Origin of the sequence: Cetobacterium somerae ATCC BAA-474 (assembly GCF_000479045.1) — a bacterium.
GTDB classification, from domain to species: Bacteria; Fusobacteriota; Fusobacteriia; order Fusobacteriales; family Fusobacteriaceae; genus Cetobacterium_A; species Cetobacterium_A somerae.
On the sequence record NZ_KI518185.1, the window covers coordinates 1 to 16567 of the forward strand.

18 protein-coding genes and 1 tRNA gene are annotated in these 16567 nt (G+C 29.6%); 5 read left to right on the forward strand and 14 right to left on the reverse strand.

Annotated features, from left to right (window positions below):
• Positions 1-74: 74 nt before the first annotated feature.
• The 3 genes from HMPREF0202_RS10050 to HMPREF0202_RS10060 all read left to right on the forward strand — a co-directional run bounded on the left by HMPREF0202_RS10050 (position 75) and on the right by HMPREF0202_RS10060 (position 2793).
• On the forward strand, positions 75-755 hold the full coding sequence (locus HMPREF0202_RS10050) for a pseudouridine synthase (RefSeq protein ID WP_023050684.1): 681 nt from the start codon (positions 75-77) through the stop codon (positions 753-755).
• Between the two features lie 51 nt (positions 756-806).
• A complete protein-coding gene (locus HMPREF0202_RS10055) occupies positions 807-1799 on the forward strand; it encodes a tyrosine-type recombinase/integrase (protein WP_023050685.1) in 993 nt (330 codons plus the stop codon).
• A gap of 157 nt (positions 1800-1956) precedes the next feature.
• Complete coding sequence (locus HMPREF0202_RS10060) at positions 1957-2793, forward strand: NAD(P)H-hydrate dehydratase (protein WP_023050686.1); 837 nt, start codon at positions 1957-1959, stop codon at positions 2791-2793.
• Between the two features lie 16 nt (positions 2794-2809).
• Here the strand turns inward: HMPREF0202_RS10060 and HMPREF0202_RS10065 are convergent, their stop codons facing one another.
• The 7 genes from HMPREF0202_RS10065 to HMPREF0202_RS10095 form a co-directional block, all read right to left on the reverse strand.
• Positions 2810-3397 carry a YeeE/YedE thiosulfate transporter family protein gene (locus tag HMPREF0202_RS10065; RefSeq protein ID WP_040407218.1) on the reverse strand — a complete coding sequence of 196 codons (588 nt, stop codon included), beginning with the start codon at positions 3395-3397 and terminating at the stop codon, positions 2810-2812.
• A 1-nt stretch (position 3398) separates the two neighbouring features.
• The gene (locus tag HMPREF0202_RS10070; protein WP_023050688.1) at positions 3399-3917 is read right to left on the reverse strand and encodes a YeeE/YedE thiosulfate transporter family protein; all 519 of its coding nucleotides are present in this window, start codon (positions 3915-3917) and stop codon (positions 3399-3401) included.
• A 134-nt stretch (positions 3918-4051) separates the two neighbouring features.
• Positions 4052-5191: an N-acetylglucosamine-6-phosphate deacetylase gene (gene nagA, locus HMPREF0202_RS10075; RefSeq protein ID WP_023050689.1), complete on the reverse strand. Its 1140-nt coding sequence runs from the start codon at positions 5189-5191 to the stop codon at positions 4052-4054.
• Positions 5192-5206: 15 nt separating this feature from the next.
• Positions 5207-6037: a glucosamine-6-phosphate deaminase gene (nagB, locus tag HMPREF0202_RS10080; RefSeq protein ID WP_023050690.1), complete on the reverse strand. Its 831-nt coding sequence runs from the start codon at positions 6035-6037 to the stop codon at positions 5207-5209.
• 118 nt (positions 6038-6155) lie between these two features.
• Positions 6156-7013, reverse strand: coding sequence for a MurR/RpiR family transcriptional regulator (locus HMPREF0202_RS10085; protein ID WP_023050691.1), 858 nt, complete (start codon positions 7011-7013; stop codon positions 6156-6158).
• 15 nt (positions 7014-7028) lie between these two features.
• Positions 7029-7934 (reverse strand): tRNA modification radical SAM protein MnmL/YtqA, encoded by a 906-nt coding sequence (gene mnmL, locus HMPREF0202_RS10090; RefSeq protein WP_023050692.1) that lies wholly within the window; start codon positions 7932-7934, stop codon positions 7029-7031.
• Entirely contained in the window at positions 7918-8568 is a 651-nt protein-coding gene (locus HMPREF0202_RS10095; RefSeq protein WP_023050693.1) for an epoxyqueuosine reductase QueH, read from the reverse strand. Before HMPREF0202_RS10095 ends, mnmL begins: the two co-directional genes overlap by 17 nt.
• 103 nt (positions 8569-8671) lie before the next feature.
• Between HMPREF0202_RS10095 and HMPREF0202_RS10100 the strand changes: the two genes are divergently transcribed.
• Positions 8672-9229: a DJ-1 family glyoxalase III gene (locus tag HMPREF0202_RS10100; RefSeq protein ID WP_023050694.1), complete on the forward strand. Its 558-nt coding sequence runs from the start codon at positions 8672-8674 to the stop codon at positions 9227-9229.
• A 65-nt stretch (positions 9230-9294) separates the two neighbouring features.
• Here the strand turns inward: HMPREF0202_RS10100 and HMPREF0202_RS10105 are convergent, their stop codons facing one another.
• From HMPREF0202_RS10105 to HMPREF0202_RS10135, 7 genes are all read right to left on the reverse strand, one after another.
• Complete coding sequence (locus tag HMPREF0202_RS10105) at positions 9295-10014, reverse strand: SIMPL domain-containing protein (RefSeq protein ID WP_023050695.1); 720 nt, start codon at positions 10012-10014, stop codon at positions 9295-9297.
• A 42-nt stretch (positions 10015-10056) separates the two neighbouring features.
• Positions 10057-11265 (reverse strand): radical SAM protein, encoded by a 1209-nt coding sequence (locus HMPREF0202_RS10110; RefSeq protein WP_023050696.1) that lies wholly within the window; start codon positions 11263-11265, stop codon positions 10057-10059.
• Between the two features lie 84 nt (positions 11266-11349).
• Positions 11350-12936 (reverse strand): NAD(P)/FAD-dependent oxidoreductase, encoded by a 1587-nt coding sequence (locus HMPREF0202_RS10115; RefSeq protein WP_023050697.1) that lies wholly within the window; start codon positions 12934-12936, stop codon positions 11350-11352.
• A 73-nt stretch (positions 12937-13009) separates the two neighbouring features.
• Positions 13010-13282 carry an HU family DNA-binding protein gene (locus HMPREF0202_RS10120; protein WP_023050698.1) on the reverse strand — a complete coding sequence of 91 codons (273 nt, stop codon included), beginning with the start codon at positions 13280-13282 and terminating at the stop codon, positions 13010-13012.
• 162 nt (positions 13283-13444) lie between these two features.
• Positions 13445-13530, reverse strand: a tRNA-Ser gene (locus tag HMPREF0202_RS10125).
• Between the two features lie 70 nt (positions 13531-13600).
• Positions 13601-14182 (reverse strand): HD domain-containing protein, encoded by a 582-nt coding sequence (locus HMPREF0202_RS10130; RefSeq protein ID WP_023050699.1) that lies wholly within the window; start codon positions 14180-14182, stop codon positions 13601-13603.
• Between the two features lie 33 nt (positions 14183-14215).
• Positions 14216-15430, reverse strand: a complete 1215-nt coding sequence (locus tag HMPREF0202_RS10135) for a DEAD/DEAH box helicase (RefSeq protein ID WP_211231175.1) — start codon at positions 15428-15430, stop codon at positions 14216-14218.
• A 170-nt stretch (positions 15431-15600) separates the two neighbouring features.
• On the opposite strand from HMPREF0202_RS10135, the gene HMPREF0202_RS10140 reads away from it, so the two are divergent.
• Positions 15601-16554 carry a carbohydrate kinase family protein gene (locus tag HMPREF0202_RS10140; RefSeq protein ID WP_023050701.1) on the forward strand — a complete coding sequence of 318 codons (954 nt, stop codon included), beginning with the start codon at positions 15601-15603 and terminating at the stop codon, positions 16552-16554.
• Positions 16555-16567: the final 13 nt, after the last annotated feature.

A 16567-nucleotide genomic window follows, 5' to 3' on the forward strand; every position in this document is an offset into this window, starting at 1 on the left:
TTAAAAATTATAAAGCTTGATTTTATAAAATATAAGAATTATAATTATATTATTACTATTTAGGAGGATTAAAATTGAGATTAGATAAATTTTTAGTAGAATGTGGAATTGGAAGTAGAAGTGAGGTAAAGAAACTGATATCTTCTGCTGAAATAACTATAGATGGATGTATCTGTAAAGATAACAACAAAAACATAGATGAGAAAAATACAGTGGTAGAGTATAAGGGTAGAAGAGTTATATATAAAGAGTTTAGATATTATAAGCTATATAAAATAGATGGATATATCACTGCTACTGAAGATAAAAAAGAAAAAACTGTAATGGAGCTACTACCTGAATGGGTAAATAAAAAAGATCTATTTCCAGTTGGAAGATTAGATAAAGATACTGAAGGATTACTTTTCTTTACAAATGATGGTAAGTTAGCCCATGAATTAACATCTCCTAAAAAACATGTGGATAAAATATACCGTGTTTCTTTAAGAGATGATATTGGAGAGGGAGAGATTGAAAAACTTGAAGCTGGAGTAGATATTGGTGGATATATAACTCAACCTGCAAAAGCTGAAATTGTAAATTCTAAAGAAATACTTTTGAATATAAAAGAGGGTAAGTTCCATCAGGTGAAAAAAATGTTAAAAGCTGTTGGAAATGAAGTTACATATTTAAAAAGAGAGACTTTTGGAAAATTAACTTTAGAGGATATGGTTCCATGTGAAGTTAGAGAGATTGAAAGAGATGATGTTATATAGTTTTCTATAAATTTCCATAAAAAAAATGATAGGACTTTTTTAGGAGGAACATTGAACGAGATAGTTATTAAAGAAAAACATGAAATAAGTACCCAACGTAGAAAGAAAAAAAGTAAAGAGGAGAAAAAGAGTATATTTGAAATATACAAATCTCCAAAAACAATGAAAGATTATTTTTTCTATCTAAAGGATTTTTTAACTTATGTTTATGATGGTGATTCTCCAATAGAAGGGGACGAGATAATTGAACTTATGACTGGAATAGAAAAAAGTGATATAGAAGATTATTTGTCTCATCTTTTAAATGAGAGAGAGATGAAAAAAACATCTGTAAATAAAGTTATATCATCTTTAAAATCTCTTTATAAAGAATTGGAAAAAAACGGGTATGATAATCCGTTTAAATATATTGGACTTTTTAAAACAGCAAGAAATTTAGATAATATATTAAAAGTATCCTTTGATGATATAAAAGAGATTTTGAAAAATTATAAAGTTAGTGGAGAAAAGGAGTATAGAAACACTCTTATTTTACACACACTTTTTTATACAGGAATGAGAAGTCAAGAACTTCTGTCTTTACAGTTTAAACATATACTAAAAAGAAATGGAGAGTATTTTGTAAAATTAGAAAAAACGAAAAGTGGAAGAGAACAATATAAACCACTACATAATTTTCTAATAAACAAAATTGCAGACTATAAAAATTATATAATTAATGTGTACGGAATGGACGAGGAGGAGTTAGAAGAGAGATATCTTTTCTGTAGTTCCTTTGAAAAAAATAGACCTTTATCTTATAGAGCTCTATACAATGTTGTTCAAGAAATGGGGCAAGTTATAAATAAAGATATTAGTCCACATAATATTCGTCACGCCATTGCGACTGAACTTTCATTAAATGGAGCAGATTTAATAGAGATTAGAGACTTTTTAGGTCACTCAGATACAAAAGTTACTGAAGTTTATATAAATGCAAAATCATTAATCGAAAAGAAGGTCCTTGATAAAATACCTGTGCAATCTATTGATGAAGACTTTTAAATACGATTTAAAAGCTATATTATTTGGTTATACAACTAATTTTAATGAAAATAACAGTTATTTTCGAAACAAAACTACATATAATTAACATTATATGTAGTTTATTTTTAACAAATAAAAGATAATTATTATTTCAAATAATTTAAGGAGGTTTTCTATGAATTTTATAGATTTAGATTATGTAAAAGAGATCTATAGACCTAGAGAGTTAGAATCATATAAAGGTAATTTTGGCCATACTCTGATTTTATGCGGAAGTTCAGGAATGGTCGGAGCTGGATTTTTTGCAAGTATGGGTGCTGTAAAATCAGGTTCGGGACTTACAACTTTAGGAACTTATCGTGAAACTTTTGATATTTTTTCTATAAAACTAAACGAAGTTATGTTGCTTAATTTAGATGAGATCAATATATTAGATAATTTAGAAAAATTCTCATGTATAGTTTTTGGAAGTGGATTTGGAATAAATCAAAAAAATGAGCACCTTTTAAAAGAGCTGCTTTCGAATTTTCCAAAACCTATAGTTATTGATGCAGATGGATTAACTATGTTAGCTAAAAATAGTAATCTAGATTTTTTAAAAAATAGAACTTATCCTACAATTTTAACACCTCACTATGGGGAGTTTTCAAGACTTACAAATTTAGACATAGAATATATAAAAGTAAATAGAGTAGCTATTGCAAAAGAGTTTGCCCAAAAGTATAGTTGTATACTACTTTTAAAAGACCACAAAACTTTAATTACTAATGGAGAAAATATCTTTATAAATACAACAGGAAATAGTGTTATGGCAACAGGAGGAATGGGTGATGTTTTAAGTGGAATAATTGGATCTTTTATAAGTCAGAAATATTCACCTTTAGATGCAACTTTATTAGGAACATATATACATGGAAAGAGTGGAGAACATTTTTCAGAAAGTTACTACTGCACAACTCCAACTGATATAATCAATATACTTCCTAAAATTATAAAAGGTATAGAGTTTTAAACTCTATACCTTTATTTTATTTCTTCTCATCTCTAGATAAAGAATAGGGAATAGCTAGTGATATCGCAATTAAAACAATTCCTATAAATACCCCTATCCAAGGCGTTCCATGAAAAAGAAAATTATACTTTTCAGATAAAAAAAGTAAAGTAGTTTTACCACCAATAACATTTTTAAAAAGTCCGATACTATTTAATACGGGATAGGCAAGTGTGAAAAGAAAAGCTCCAATCAATCCCCCTAAAATAACATATATACTTTTTAAATATCCAGCTCCAAAACTTGCAACTGCAGTTCCAGGACAAAGTCCAATCATTCCAAAACCTAAAGCTAAAATTGCGCTTCCTAGTATAACTCCAAAATTCATAGGTTTAATACTAAAATGATCTAAAGGAATTATATTTAAAGCTACACTTAGATATAGAAGAGACATACTAAATCCTATGGCAAAAACTATTATTTTCATAAGAGTTAAATCTTGAAGTTTTAACATTTTAGATATAACAACTCTATTTGTTGCTCCAGCATAATATAGTGCTAATCCAAAAAGTAAACCTAGTATTAATCCTAAAAGTGGTACATTATCAAAAAATAGATTTCTCATATTATTCACCTATCCTTTTGGCAATGATTACAGCTATTGGAAATAAAACTATTGTAAAAATAATGCTACTTACAGATAGTTGCATTATTCCACTCATCATATGTCCACTTGTACATCCACCAGCCATTCTAGCTCCAAAAAGTAAAAGTACTCCACCTAGAAAAAGTTTTACTCTAGAGATTCTATCTTTTTCTAACAAGCTTTCCTTTTCTATAAACTCCTCTTTTTTTCTAAAAAATATTCTACCTAACATACCTCCTAAAAAAACACCAACAACAAATATAATTCCATAGTTATACGGAGTCACTATACTTTTAGCAATACCATCTTGATTATAATAATCGATTAAACTATAAAATTCAGTTCCTTCTCTGAAAATTATATCATCTTGAAAAACTGTTTGAATCATTCCAGATGCGACACTAAATTGTGTTGAAATTCCAATTGGTTTTATAAGTAGTATAGATATAAAAAACACACTTCCTAAAAAAACACCTTTTAAGATCCATTTTCTTTTCATAATTTTTTACCCTCCTTAAAAAGAGTCATTTGAGTATAACTCTATATATGTATAAGTTTATTCGATAAAAAATTATTTTTTCTTTTTTATAATTTATATAAAAACAGGGGTAGAATAATCTACCCCTTGTCAAACTATACTAACTCTCCCTTTGCAATAACCTTTTTAAGTCTTAAATGTTTATCTAAAAATACGATATCAGCAAAACATCCAGGTTGTAGCTTTCCATACTCATTATCAATATTTACAGCTTTTGCAGGATATAAAGTTGCCATTCTTACAGCTTCTTCTAAAGTTATATCACAATATTTAACTAAGTTTCTAACTCCAGCATCCATAGTTAGTGCAGAACCACCTAAAGTTCCATCCTCTCCAAAACACTTTCCATCTTTATAGAAAACTTTGTTTCCTTCAAAGTAGAAGTATTCCATATCTGTTCCAACAGGAGAAACAGCATCAGTAACTAAATATAATCTTTCTCCCATAACTTTAATAGCTGATTTTATAGCAGAGTAGTGACAGTGGAATCCATCAGCAATTACTCCAGCTTTAATATCACTATCAAATACAGCACCAACAACTCCAGGTTCTCTGTGGTTGAAAGATGACATTCCATTGTATAGGTGAGTTGCAAGAGTTATTCCGAAACCTTCTTTTTCTTTCACTTGCTCATAAGTAGCGTTAGAATGACCTACTGCCACATGTATTCCAGCTGCGTTTAGTTTCGAAATTATTTTTTTATCTGTATTTTCTGGAGCTAATGTAACTATTCTTACATTTTCTTTTCCAGCTTCTACCATTTTATCTATCATAGCTTCATCAGCTTTTCTTATAAATTTAGGATTATGAATTCCCTTTTTTTGTAAAGAGATATATGGTCCTTCTATATGTAGTCCAACAACTCCATACTTACCTTTATTCTCAATACCTTTAACTAACTCAAGAGCTTTTTCAATATTTTCATCTCCAGTTGTAATAAGTGTTGGAGTAAAAGAAGTACATCCATATTTTAAATTAGTTTTATGCATTGTATCTAAAGTCTCTAATGATATATCATCATTAAATAAAACTCCTCCACAACCATTTAATTGTAAATCTATAAATCCAGGAGTTACATATGCATTTTCAGCATCTATAGTTTCAATATTTCCATAAGTAGTTGTTAACTCCTCTTGAGGTATAATATCAACTATTCTCTCTCCATCTATAATTAAAACTTTACCAGTATAAAATTTATTTCCTATAAATAACTCTCCATTTACAATAGCCTTCATTATTAGTTCATCTCCCTATTTTCCACAACTTTTGTATAACTCTTCTATTAATAAATCTGTATCTAAATTACTTTTTTCAATATCTTTAAAGTATCTATAAGTTCCAACTTTTAACTCTGTACAAGCAGCTTCATCAGAAACAATAATTCCTTTTGGATGTAATTGAAGTGCACTGATAGTCCACATATGATTTACACCTTGCTCAACTGCATGGTGTAATGCTCTTGCTTTGTTATGTCCATTAACCATTATTAAAACTTCTTTTGCATCAAGAATAGTTCCAACTCCAACAGTTAAAGATAACTTAGGTACTCTATCTATATCTCCACCGAAGAATCTAGCATTTGCAATTATTGTATCCATAGTTAACTCTTTATCTCTAGTTCTTGAACTTAAAGATGATCCTGGCTCGTTGAAAGCAATATGTCCATCAGGTCCAATTCCTCCTAAGAATAAATCGATTCCTCCAATAGCTTTTATTTTTGCTTCGTAATCTTCACACTCTTTTTTGTAATCAGTTGCTAATCCATTTAATATGTTGATGTTTTCCTCTTTTGCATCTATATGTTTAAAGAAGTTTTCATACATATAGTAGTGGTAACTTTGATCATTAGCTGGAGATAACCCAACATATTCATCCATATTAAATGTTACTACATTTTCAAAAGATATAATTCCATCTTGGTAAAATTGAATTAATCTTTTGTACATAGCTAAAGGTGTTCCCCCAGTTGGTAAACCTAATACAAATGGCTTCTCTGCAGTTGGCTTTGCATCTAATATTTTCTTTGCAACATAAACTGCTGCCCAGTCCCCAATATTTTTCTCAGTTATAATTACTCTCATTCTAAATCACTCCCTTGAATTGTTTACATATTCTACATTAAAGTTACCATTTATTTTTGGAAAAGTCAACCTTTTTAGAAACTTTTTTTCTAAAATGTTTTATAAAAATGAATTATATTTACATTTTGAATTTTTTTACACTTTCTACAGCATCTCCAATTAATCTGTTTGCTTTTTCTCTATCCCTTTGAATTAACTTAACATAAAGGATATCAATAACAGTTAATTGTGCCATTCTAGATGAAAGAGAAGTCGATCTTAAATTACTTTTTTCAACTATAGTACTTAAAGATATATCCCCAATATCCTTTATAGGATTTGTTGCTACTTTAGTTAATGTAATTACTTTTACACCTTTTTCTTTAAACTCTAAAATACTTTGATATATATCTAAAGTTTGACCACTATAAGATATTACAAATACTAAGTCTCCCTCTTGAGCTGTAGAAGCATTTGTTAACTGTATATGTTGATCAGTTTCAAATATAACATTTTTACCTAGCTCCCATAGTTTATATTGAAAGTCTCTTGCAATTATTCCAGAAAATCCAGCTCCTAAAAGAAATATTCTATTTGCATTTTCTATAGCTTCAACAGCTTTTTCTATCTCTTGGAAGTTTAAAACTTTATATGTATCCTCTACACTTTTAATGTTTTCATAAACAACTTTTTTAGCTAATATTTCTGTACTGTCATCAACACTAATCTCATCATAGATTATTTGAATCTCTTTTTCATTATTCTTCATAGCCAAATCTCCAGCTAATGCTATTTTAAACTCTGGAAATCCTTTAAATCCAAGTTTTTTAGCAAATCTAACTACTGAAGCTTGACTCACATCACACTTAACAGCTAAGTCATATGTATTTAATGTTTTTATCTCATCCATATTCTCTAATAGATAGTGAGATATCTTTTTCTCATTTTTAGTAAAGCTTTCTTGAAACTCTTTTAACTTTATAAGCGTTCCACCCATAATTTAAAACCTCCGTTATATATTCTCTCTCTTTTTAAGTTCTTTTTCAATTTCGTTTAAAACTTTCCTTTTATTCAAACTCCATTTAGGTTCAACAACCTCATCTTTTTTTCCATCACCTGTTACTCTATGAACAACCATTTTATCAGGTAGAAGTTTTAATATAGTAACTACAATATCCACATACTCATCTAAAGTGAAAACTTTAAAGTTTGTATCATTATATAACCTTTCTAAAGGAGTTCCTTTTATAATATGAAGAGAGTGAATTTTTATTCCCCAAGCACCAGATTGAACGATGCACCTAGCTGTATTTAAAATATCTTCCCTCTCCTCTGTAGGTAATCCCACAATCATATGTGTAACAAATTTTATCCCACTTTCTTTTAGTTTTTTAGATGTTTCAAGATATGTAGAAAGAGGATAACCTCTATTTATTATTTTTGCAACTTTATCATCAATTGTTTGAAGACCTAGTTCTATCCAAAAGAAATGTTTTTCATTTATCTCTTTTAAAAGTTCTAAAGTATCATCCTCTATACAATCAGGTCTAGTTCCTATTGCTAATCCTAAAACTTTTGGGTGATTTAAAGCTTCATAATAAATCTCTCTTAAATAATCTACATCACCATATGTATTTGTAAAGTTTTGAAAATAAGCTATCACTTTCTTATCTTTAACTTTATCTTTTAGAAACTCTAATTGTTCATCAATTTGTTCTGTTATACTTTTTCTTCTATTTCCAGCAAATTCTCCACTTCCAGCATCACTACAAAATATACATCCACCGTGAGCAACTTTTCCATCTCTATTTGGACAAGTGAATCCACCATCTAAAGATACTTTAAATATCTTGTCTTTAAACTCATCTTTAAAAAAATCATTTAAAGAATAAAATCTTCTATTATTGTGTTTCTCCATTTTCTTTTTCCTTCTCTTTCTCTTTTTCCATTCTCTCAAGTTTAGAATATATACATCCACAGTAGTCCTGTCTATATAACTCATGTTCTTTAGATAGATTTACACTTCTTAAGTATCTGCTTTTCTTTTTAAAATCTCCTCTTAAAAACTTAACTCCATACTTTTCTTCAAGTTCAATTCCAATCTCATTTATCCACTGAGCATTTTTCATAGGACTTATACTTAAAACAGTTGAAAAATATTCGTATCCCAACTCTTTAGCTTTTTTTGCAGTAGCGTCCATTCTAAGTTTATAACATCTGTAGCATCTAGCTCCGCCCTCTTTTTCTTTTTCAAATCCCTTAATTTTTTCTATAAAATCTTTACCTGGACTATATTCACCTTCGATTATAGTCATCCCAAATTCCATAGCATCATTAAATGTAAATTGTTCATTTAATCTAGTGATGTATTCCTCTTTCTCTGTTATATTTGGATTATAAAAATATATATCAATATTTAAATATGTTTTTAGGTACTCAAGTATAGCACAACTACATGGTGCACAACATGAGTGTATTAAAAGTTTTTTTTCACTGTTAAGACCTATCTTATCCAGCTCTTTTTGCATTTCTAATTCATAATTTACCTTCATGTTATCATTCCTTTTTTCATTTATATTATGATTATATCATATAACCTAGAGTTTTTTTAATGTTTCTGATATAATTAAGTTAATTATTTTTCGGAGGTGTTTTATGAACAAGAAAATTTTTGTTATGTTAGCTAATGGATTTGAACTAATTGAAGCGATGTCACCAGTAGACGTTTTAAGAAGAGCAGGACTTAATGTGGTTACTGTATCTACTATGGAAAACACTTTAGAAGTTGAGTCAGCTCAAAAAGTAAAAGTTGTTGCTGACATAAATATTTCTGATATTAATGTAGGAGAGGGAGTAATGGTTGTTATACCTGGTGGATTCCCTGGATATGTTAACTTAAGAAGCGATTCAAGAGTTGTTGAGATTGTTAAGGAATATTTAAATAGTAACGATAAGTTTGTTGGAGCTATTTGTGGAGGACCAACAACTTTAGGAATAAATGGATTAATTGGAGATTATAAATTTACTTGTCATACATCTGTTAAAGAGGAGATGGCTAGTGAAAAGTATGAGCATAAAGATGTTGTAGTTGATAGAAACTTAATTACTTCTCCAGGAGCTGGAAAATCTGTTGAATTTGGTCTTGCTTTAGCTAGTGTTTTTGTAGATGAAGCTACTATAACTAAAGTTAAAAAAGGAATGGAACTTATATAATAAAATTAGTAAGTAAAAAGGAGACTCTATTAAAGTCTCCTTTTTTATATAATATAGTATATTTTTTAATCAACTAGGTAATATTCGATTGTACTAACAACTCTCACATTTTTAATCTGTGGATTGTGTTGATCTCTGTTAGTTATAGTAAACTGTCCTTGATTTGCAGATTTAATCTTTCCTAAAGAACTATTTGAATCCTTTGCAAATTTTTCAGCAACCTCTCTAGCATTTTTAGTAGCCATCTCAATCATCTCAGGTTTTAAATCATTAAGTTTTGTATAGATATAGTCAGTTGTAGTTCCATATTGATTTGAATTTCCTAGAGCTATATTTTCTTTAACAAGTTCACCAATTTTATTCGTTAAAGTATATACCTTATCCACTTTAGTTGAATAAACAGTGACTGTTTGAGTTGCTACATATCTAAAAGCAGCAACATTATTATCATATTGATATAACATCTTGTCTTCAATAGTAGGTGCTGAAATAGTTATCTCAGTGTTTTCTATTCCGTTCTCTTTTAAGAATTCAATAATTCTACCATTATCTCTTTCTAAATTAGAGTAAATTTCTGAAAGTTCATTTCCAGCAACTTTGAAATCAATTGGCCATAGAACCACATCAGCCATAACCTCTTTTTCAGCTAATCCTTTTACAGTTACAACTCTGTCCATTGTTTTTGCTTTTATAAAGCTCTCTCCTAAAGTGTAACCTAAAATCCAAAGGCCAAGAAAAATACATACTCCTAAAATTCCATAACTTGTATTTAACCTATTTCTCATATAACCCTCCTAATTGAAAAATTATTTTGAAACTGTAATATACTACTCCTCTTCTTCCTCGTCCTCTTCAACAAAGAAATCCTCATACATCTCATCTTCATCATCAACTATAAGAAAATCTATTTCATCTAAACAATTTTCTAATTTTAAATTTTCTGGTAACTCAGCTTCTTCAATAAAAACAAAGCTCTCATCCTCTAAAGTTGCTAAGAATAGATGTGGTAAGAATCTATCAAACTCACTAACATAAGTTGTACTTCCAAAAGGTTGTCCTTGTTTAGAGTTTTTATTTAACTCTCTTGAGTATTTTGTATGGTTTGAACAATCGTGAACAACTACTGGCCAATTCTCATCACAAGCTTGTTTCATAAGTTTAAATGTAATCTCTCTTGACCAAAGTGGAGATATATATCCTCTTCTAGCCATATACATTCTCTCTCCAACATAGTTATTTATATTGTCTTCTCCAAAGTGAAGTTCAGCACAGTTTATAAAGTCTATACCTGTTGCTAGAATCTTTTCCTTCTTTTCTTGGAACTCTTCATAAAATTCTGGAGTCATTGGAGTCTCTATTCCAACCATTGGAATGTACTCTTTAGCTATTGCCATATTTTCAATAACTTTATCACTACATTTAACAGCACCTAAATTAAATCTTAACTCATTTAATCCAGCTTCACCAAGTTTTTGTAAGTTCTCTCTTGTACATAGCGAACCATTCGTATACATATGTTGATAAATTCCAGCTTCACTTAGCTTTTTTATAATTCCATAATATTTTTCAATATCTAAGAACGGCTCTAAGTATACATATGCAATTCCACTAGGTTTTTTCTGTATAGATAATAATAGGTCTATATCCTCTTCATAATAAAGTGTCTCTCCAATTTCCCACATTCCATCTGGAATTGGCTCTTGATTATCAATATTATCATGGTAGTAACAGAACTTACATAGTAAGTTACATTGGTGAGTTTTTCTTATTCCACCAAGACCGTCACCAAATAAGCAAGAAACACATCCTTTAGGGAATTTTTGTTGATCTCCAACGAAGAATGTTCTTCCTTTAAGATTTTTCAGATCAGCAATCTCATCTTTCATCTCTTGGTGTCTTTTATTAACTGCTAACTCAATCTGTCTAACAGTTGAATCTATAATTGGGCTAAATCTTTTAAATACTTCTGTTTTATCTCCAGAAAGTGATGATAAATGACTAAACCACTCTAATGCATCTTTTTTTGATATTTTCATTATTTATTCTCCAATTCTAAAATTAAAATATAATCTATCTTTAATTATATACCTTTTGAGTAAAGATTACAACTAAATAATATGTTAAAGTGTTGCAAAGGCTAAGTCCACTACTTTAAAACCATCAATGGCAGCACTTATAATTCCACCTGCGTATCCAGCTCCCTCTCCTATTGGATAAAGACCTTTTGTATTTACTGATTCTCCAAACTCATTTCTTGTAACTTTTACAGGAGCAGATGTTCTAGTTTCTGGTCCTATTAAATTTGCATGCTCACTTATAAAGTTTCTTTGTGTTTTTTCCCAATACCCCATAGCCATTTTCATATTCTTAGATATTACCTCTGGGAAAAGATTATTTAAGTCATAGCTTTTCAATTCCATCTCATAACTAGACTCAATCTTTCTATTTGTAGTTTTCCCTTTCAAGAAATCAAGAGTATTTTGATATAGTGCTCCGTAATTTCCAATTATATCATAAGTTTTCTTTTCAAGTTGATCTTGATATTCCATTCCTGAGAAAAGTTCATCTCCAAACTCATTAGCTTTAACTCCTACAACAAGTGCTGAGTTAGAAAATCTACCATCTCTTTGAGAGTAACTCATTCCATTAACAAGTGTCCCTCCCTCTTGAGAAGCAGCGTTTACAATTACACCACCTGGACACATACAAAATGAAAATACTCCTCTTTCTTCATCTCTATTGTTATAAGTTAAGCTATATGTTGCAGCTTCTAAATTTGGGTGAGAACACATCTTACCATACTGCATTGTATCTATATCCACTCTTGGATGTTCGATTCTTGCTCCTATGGCAAAAGGTTTATTTTCCATAAAAACACCATGTTTATGAAGCATTCTATAAGTATCTCTCGATGAATGTCCTATAGCTAATATTACATGATCAAATAAAACATTCTCTTCTACTAAGATTGGTGATTTCAGATTTTGAATCTTTATACCTTTTACTTTTCCATCTAAAATTATAACATCCTTTATTAAAGTGTTAAAATGAAACTCTCCACCTAAATTTATAATTTTTTCTCTTAAATTTTTTACTACTACCTTTAATACATCAGTTCCTACATGTGGTTTATAATCCCAAAGTATTTGTTCTTGGGCACCATTAGCAACTAACTCTAAAAATATTTTATTCATATATCCACTTTTTACTCTAGTGTTTAACTTTCCGTCTGAATATGTTCCTGCTCCACCCTCTCCAAATTGAATATTTGAATTAGGATTAAGCATACTAAATTTTATAAATTCATCAATAGTTTTATCTCTATCGTCAACTTTTTCTCCACGTTCATAAACTATAGGCTTTATTCCAAGTTCACAAAGTCTAAGAGCAGCAAAAAGTCCAGCTGGTCCAGCTCCTATAACAGCAACTCTTTCTATTCCATCTTTTGCTTTATAGTTTACTTCCTCATTCTCTTTAAATGGATTTACATTTGTTAGAGATGAGATATCTACATCATTTTTTAATGTAACCTCTATATTGTAAACAAATTTTATATCAGTTTTTTTTCTACTATCTATTGATCTTTTTGAATACTCTATTTTTTCTATATTCTCTTCTTTTATTCCTCTTTTAATGATCTCTTTTTTAAGTTCAAGGGTTTGATTCTTTTCAATAGAAACATTAATATTGTTTATAACGACTTTCACTTTACACCTCTTTTTAAATAAAAAAGCTCCGAATGATATTCTTCAAAAGAATTGTATTCGAAGCATTTTGTAATTATACTATTTTTTCCTCTAAAGTTTTTCCAACTCTAAATTTAACAACTTTTTTCTCTTTTAATTTCATTTTCTTACCTGTTTGTGGGTTTCTTACGTGTCTTGCTGCTCTAGTAACTACTTCAAATTTTCCCCATCCTATAAATGATACTGGTTCACCTTCAACTAACTTTTGTTCAACTAAATCTAAAAATAACTTAACTGCCTTCTCTGCATCTTTTTTAGTGTATTCACCTGTTTTTGCAAATAAATCGATAAACTCTTTTTTAGTCATTGTTACCCTCCTTGAACTATTATAGAATATAGTATGCAAGAAACCAAAAAGTTGAAAACCCTTTATTTATGGTATCTTTAAACCGATTATACTCAGTAAACCCTTAAATGTCAATACTTTATGTATATTTTTTTGTATTTATTTTAAAAAAATGTAAAAATATGGCGATAGAGGTGGGACTCGAACCCACGAAGCTTACGCTCTACACGCGTTCCAGGCGTGCTCCTTAGCCACTCGGTCACTCTACCTTGCTCATTAATTAATACTTTTTAATAATATCACATGAAAAGAGAAAAATCAATAAACTTCATGTATTTTTTACTTTATAATTCCCCTCTCCTGATACTTTAAAAACTCAGGTAACATAACTTTTTCATATAGTTCAGGAACATAGATTTTTATAACTTCAGCTCTTTTTAAAACTCTCTCCATAGGAGCGTTAAATTTCTTCCAAGTATGTCCATCAGAAGTTAAGTTTTGCATAAATCCTTGATATCTATCACAAACATTTGCAAATTTAGCTTCATTACTTTCACACTCTTCAAACTCTAACCAAAGGTTTAAAAACTCATCTTTTTGATCATCTGGTAGGAGAGAGAAAAGTTTAACTGCAGCTTTTAACTCATCGTCAGCTTTATCAGGTCTTACTTCACCAAAAGCGGGAGTATCCCCAGCGTATATCTCAACTAAATCATGGATTAAAATCATTTTCAGAGATCTTTCTAAATTGACCTCTCCTTGAAAGTACTCTTTTATTGTCAAAGCAACTAAAGCCATATGCCAACTGTGCTCTGCATCATTTTCCTCTCTTTTTCCATTTACAACAAGTGATTGTCTAAAAATATCCTTCACTTTATCAATTTCAAATAAAAATGCCATCTGTTTTTGAATTCTTTCCATTTTTTATGTATCCCCCTTCTTTTAGTTTCATTTTTATCTTCTGTAACGCTTTTTTTGCTCTTCTATATTTTTTGTTCTTGCGTTTATTTTCTTATTGTACTTCTTTTTAGGTAGCTCTAATGTAGACATAACTCCTTGAGCAAACTCTATCTCCATTTCAGGAATAGAGAATCCAATTGTATTTTCAATATCTTTTAACATACTTTCATTTCTATCTGTAACAAAAAGGTATGATTCTCCTTTTTCTCCAGCTCTACCAGTTCTTCCAATTCTATGGATATAACTTTCAACATCCTCTGTAATATCATAGTTAAATATATGAGTTACTCCAGTGATATCTACTCCTCTTGCTGCAACATCTGTTGCAACTAAAAATTGAAACTCTACATCTTTAAATGCTTTCATTATTTTCTCTCTTTTAGCTTGAGGTATATCACTATGTAGTTTTTGACAAGAGTATCCTCTAGATGATAACTCCTCTTCTAAACTATCAACTCTAACTTTAGTTCTACAGAAAATAATTCCCATAAATGGATTTGTATCATTTAATAGAGAACAAAGAGTATCTAATTTTCTTCTATCTGATGTTTTTATAATATGCTGATTTATATTTGCTAGTTTATTCTCTTTACTTTCAATAACAATATTTAATGGTTCTTTTGTTATTCTATAAGCTATCTTCTTAACTGTAGAATCTATTGTTGCAGAGAAACAAAGAGTTTGTCTTTTTCTACTACAAACTTCAATAACTTTATCAATCTCATTTCTGAATCCCATCATAAGAATTTGATCAACCTCATCTAAAACTAATGTTTTTATTTTAGATAGATCAATTGCTTTTCTTTCTATTAAATCAACTAACCTTCCAGGAGTTCCAATAACAATATCAACTCCAGATTTTAAAGTTTCTATTTGACCAGCTATCTCTCTACCACCATAAGCTAGCATAATTTTTTTATTATCGTAATTTATTTTTTCGCACTCTTCTGCAATCTGGATTGCTAACTCTCTTGTTGGAGTTATTATTAAACTTTGTGGTAATTTCCCATTTCCACCTAAGTTTTGTATAATAGGTATTATAAAAGCTAAAGTTTTTCCACTTCCTGTAGCTGCTTGAGCTATGACATCTTTACCATTTAATATTGGTGGAATTCCCTCTTTTTGTATATCAGTTGGCTCTTTAATTCCCATCTTACTTAAAAGTTCTATTATATTTTTATTAACATTTAAATTATTAAAATTATTCACATATTCTCCTTCGATTTTAACTTTATTCAATTGTTTATTATAGCATTTATTCGCTAAAAAGGGAACAAGTATAAAATTAAGTTTTATTGTACAATTTTAATCTTTGACTTTTGTAAAAAATCTGTTAAAATATATTTATTTATTTTTTTTATATTTAGGAGGAATTTGTAATGCAAGATTGTCTAAGCGGACAAAAATATATACTAGTTTTTGGAGCTTCTGTTGTTGATATGTTTGGTTTTTGCAACTCATCATATAAAGCCTGCGATTCTATTCCAGGAAAGATAAAAATATCTTTCGGAGGAGTTTCAAGAAATATAGCTGAAAATATGGCTAGAGTTGGAGTTAAAACTAAGTTCATATCTATCATAGGAGATGATGAGATCGGACGTTCAATGTTAACTCACTCTTTAAAAATTGGATATGATATGAGAAATTCTTTAGTTTTAGAAGGAAAAAGCACACCAACGTACATGGCTATTTTAGATGAGAGCGGAGAGATGGTTTCAGCAGTAGCAGACTTAGATAGTATAAGTGCTATGACAACTGATTTTATAGACTCGAAAGCACCTATGATAGAAAATGCTGCATTTACATTCTTAGATGCTGATGATCCAGAGAACTTAGAGTACCTATTAACTAAGTTTCAAGGAAAAACAAATTTCATCTTAGACCCAATCTCTTCAACAAAAGCTGAAAAGGTTAAACATCTTATAAAATATTTCCATACAATAAAGCCTAATAGAGTTGAAGCTGAAGTTTTATCTGGTATTAAAATTAATACTAGAGAGGACTTAGAAAAAGTAGGAACTCACTTTTTATCTTTAGGAATTAAAAATGTATTTATAAGTTTAGATGCCGATGGAATTTACTATACTAACGGAGTAGAGAGTGGAACATTAAAAGCTACTGGAGTTACAGTTAAAAATGTTACAGGAGCAGGAGATTCTTTTGTTGCAGGATTAGGATTTGGTTATATGCATGACCTTCCTATAAAAGAGACTGTTAAGTTCGCTATGGCGATGTCAATTGTTACAATATCTCATGAAGAGACTATTCACCCAAATATGGGGCATGAGTTAATTCAAGAAATAATAGCAAAAACAAATTGGAATGAAAATTAAAAAAATGGACTAA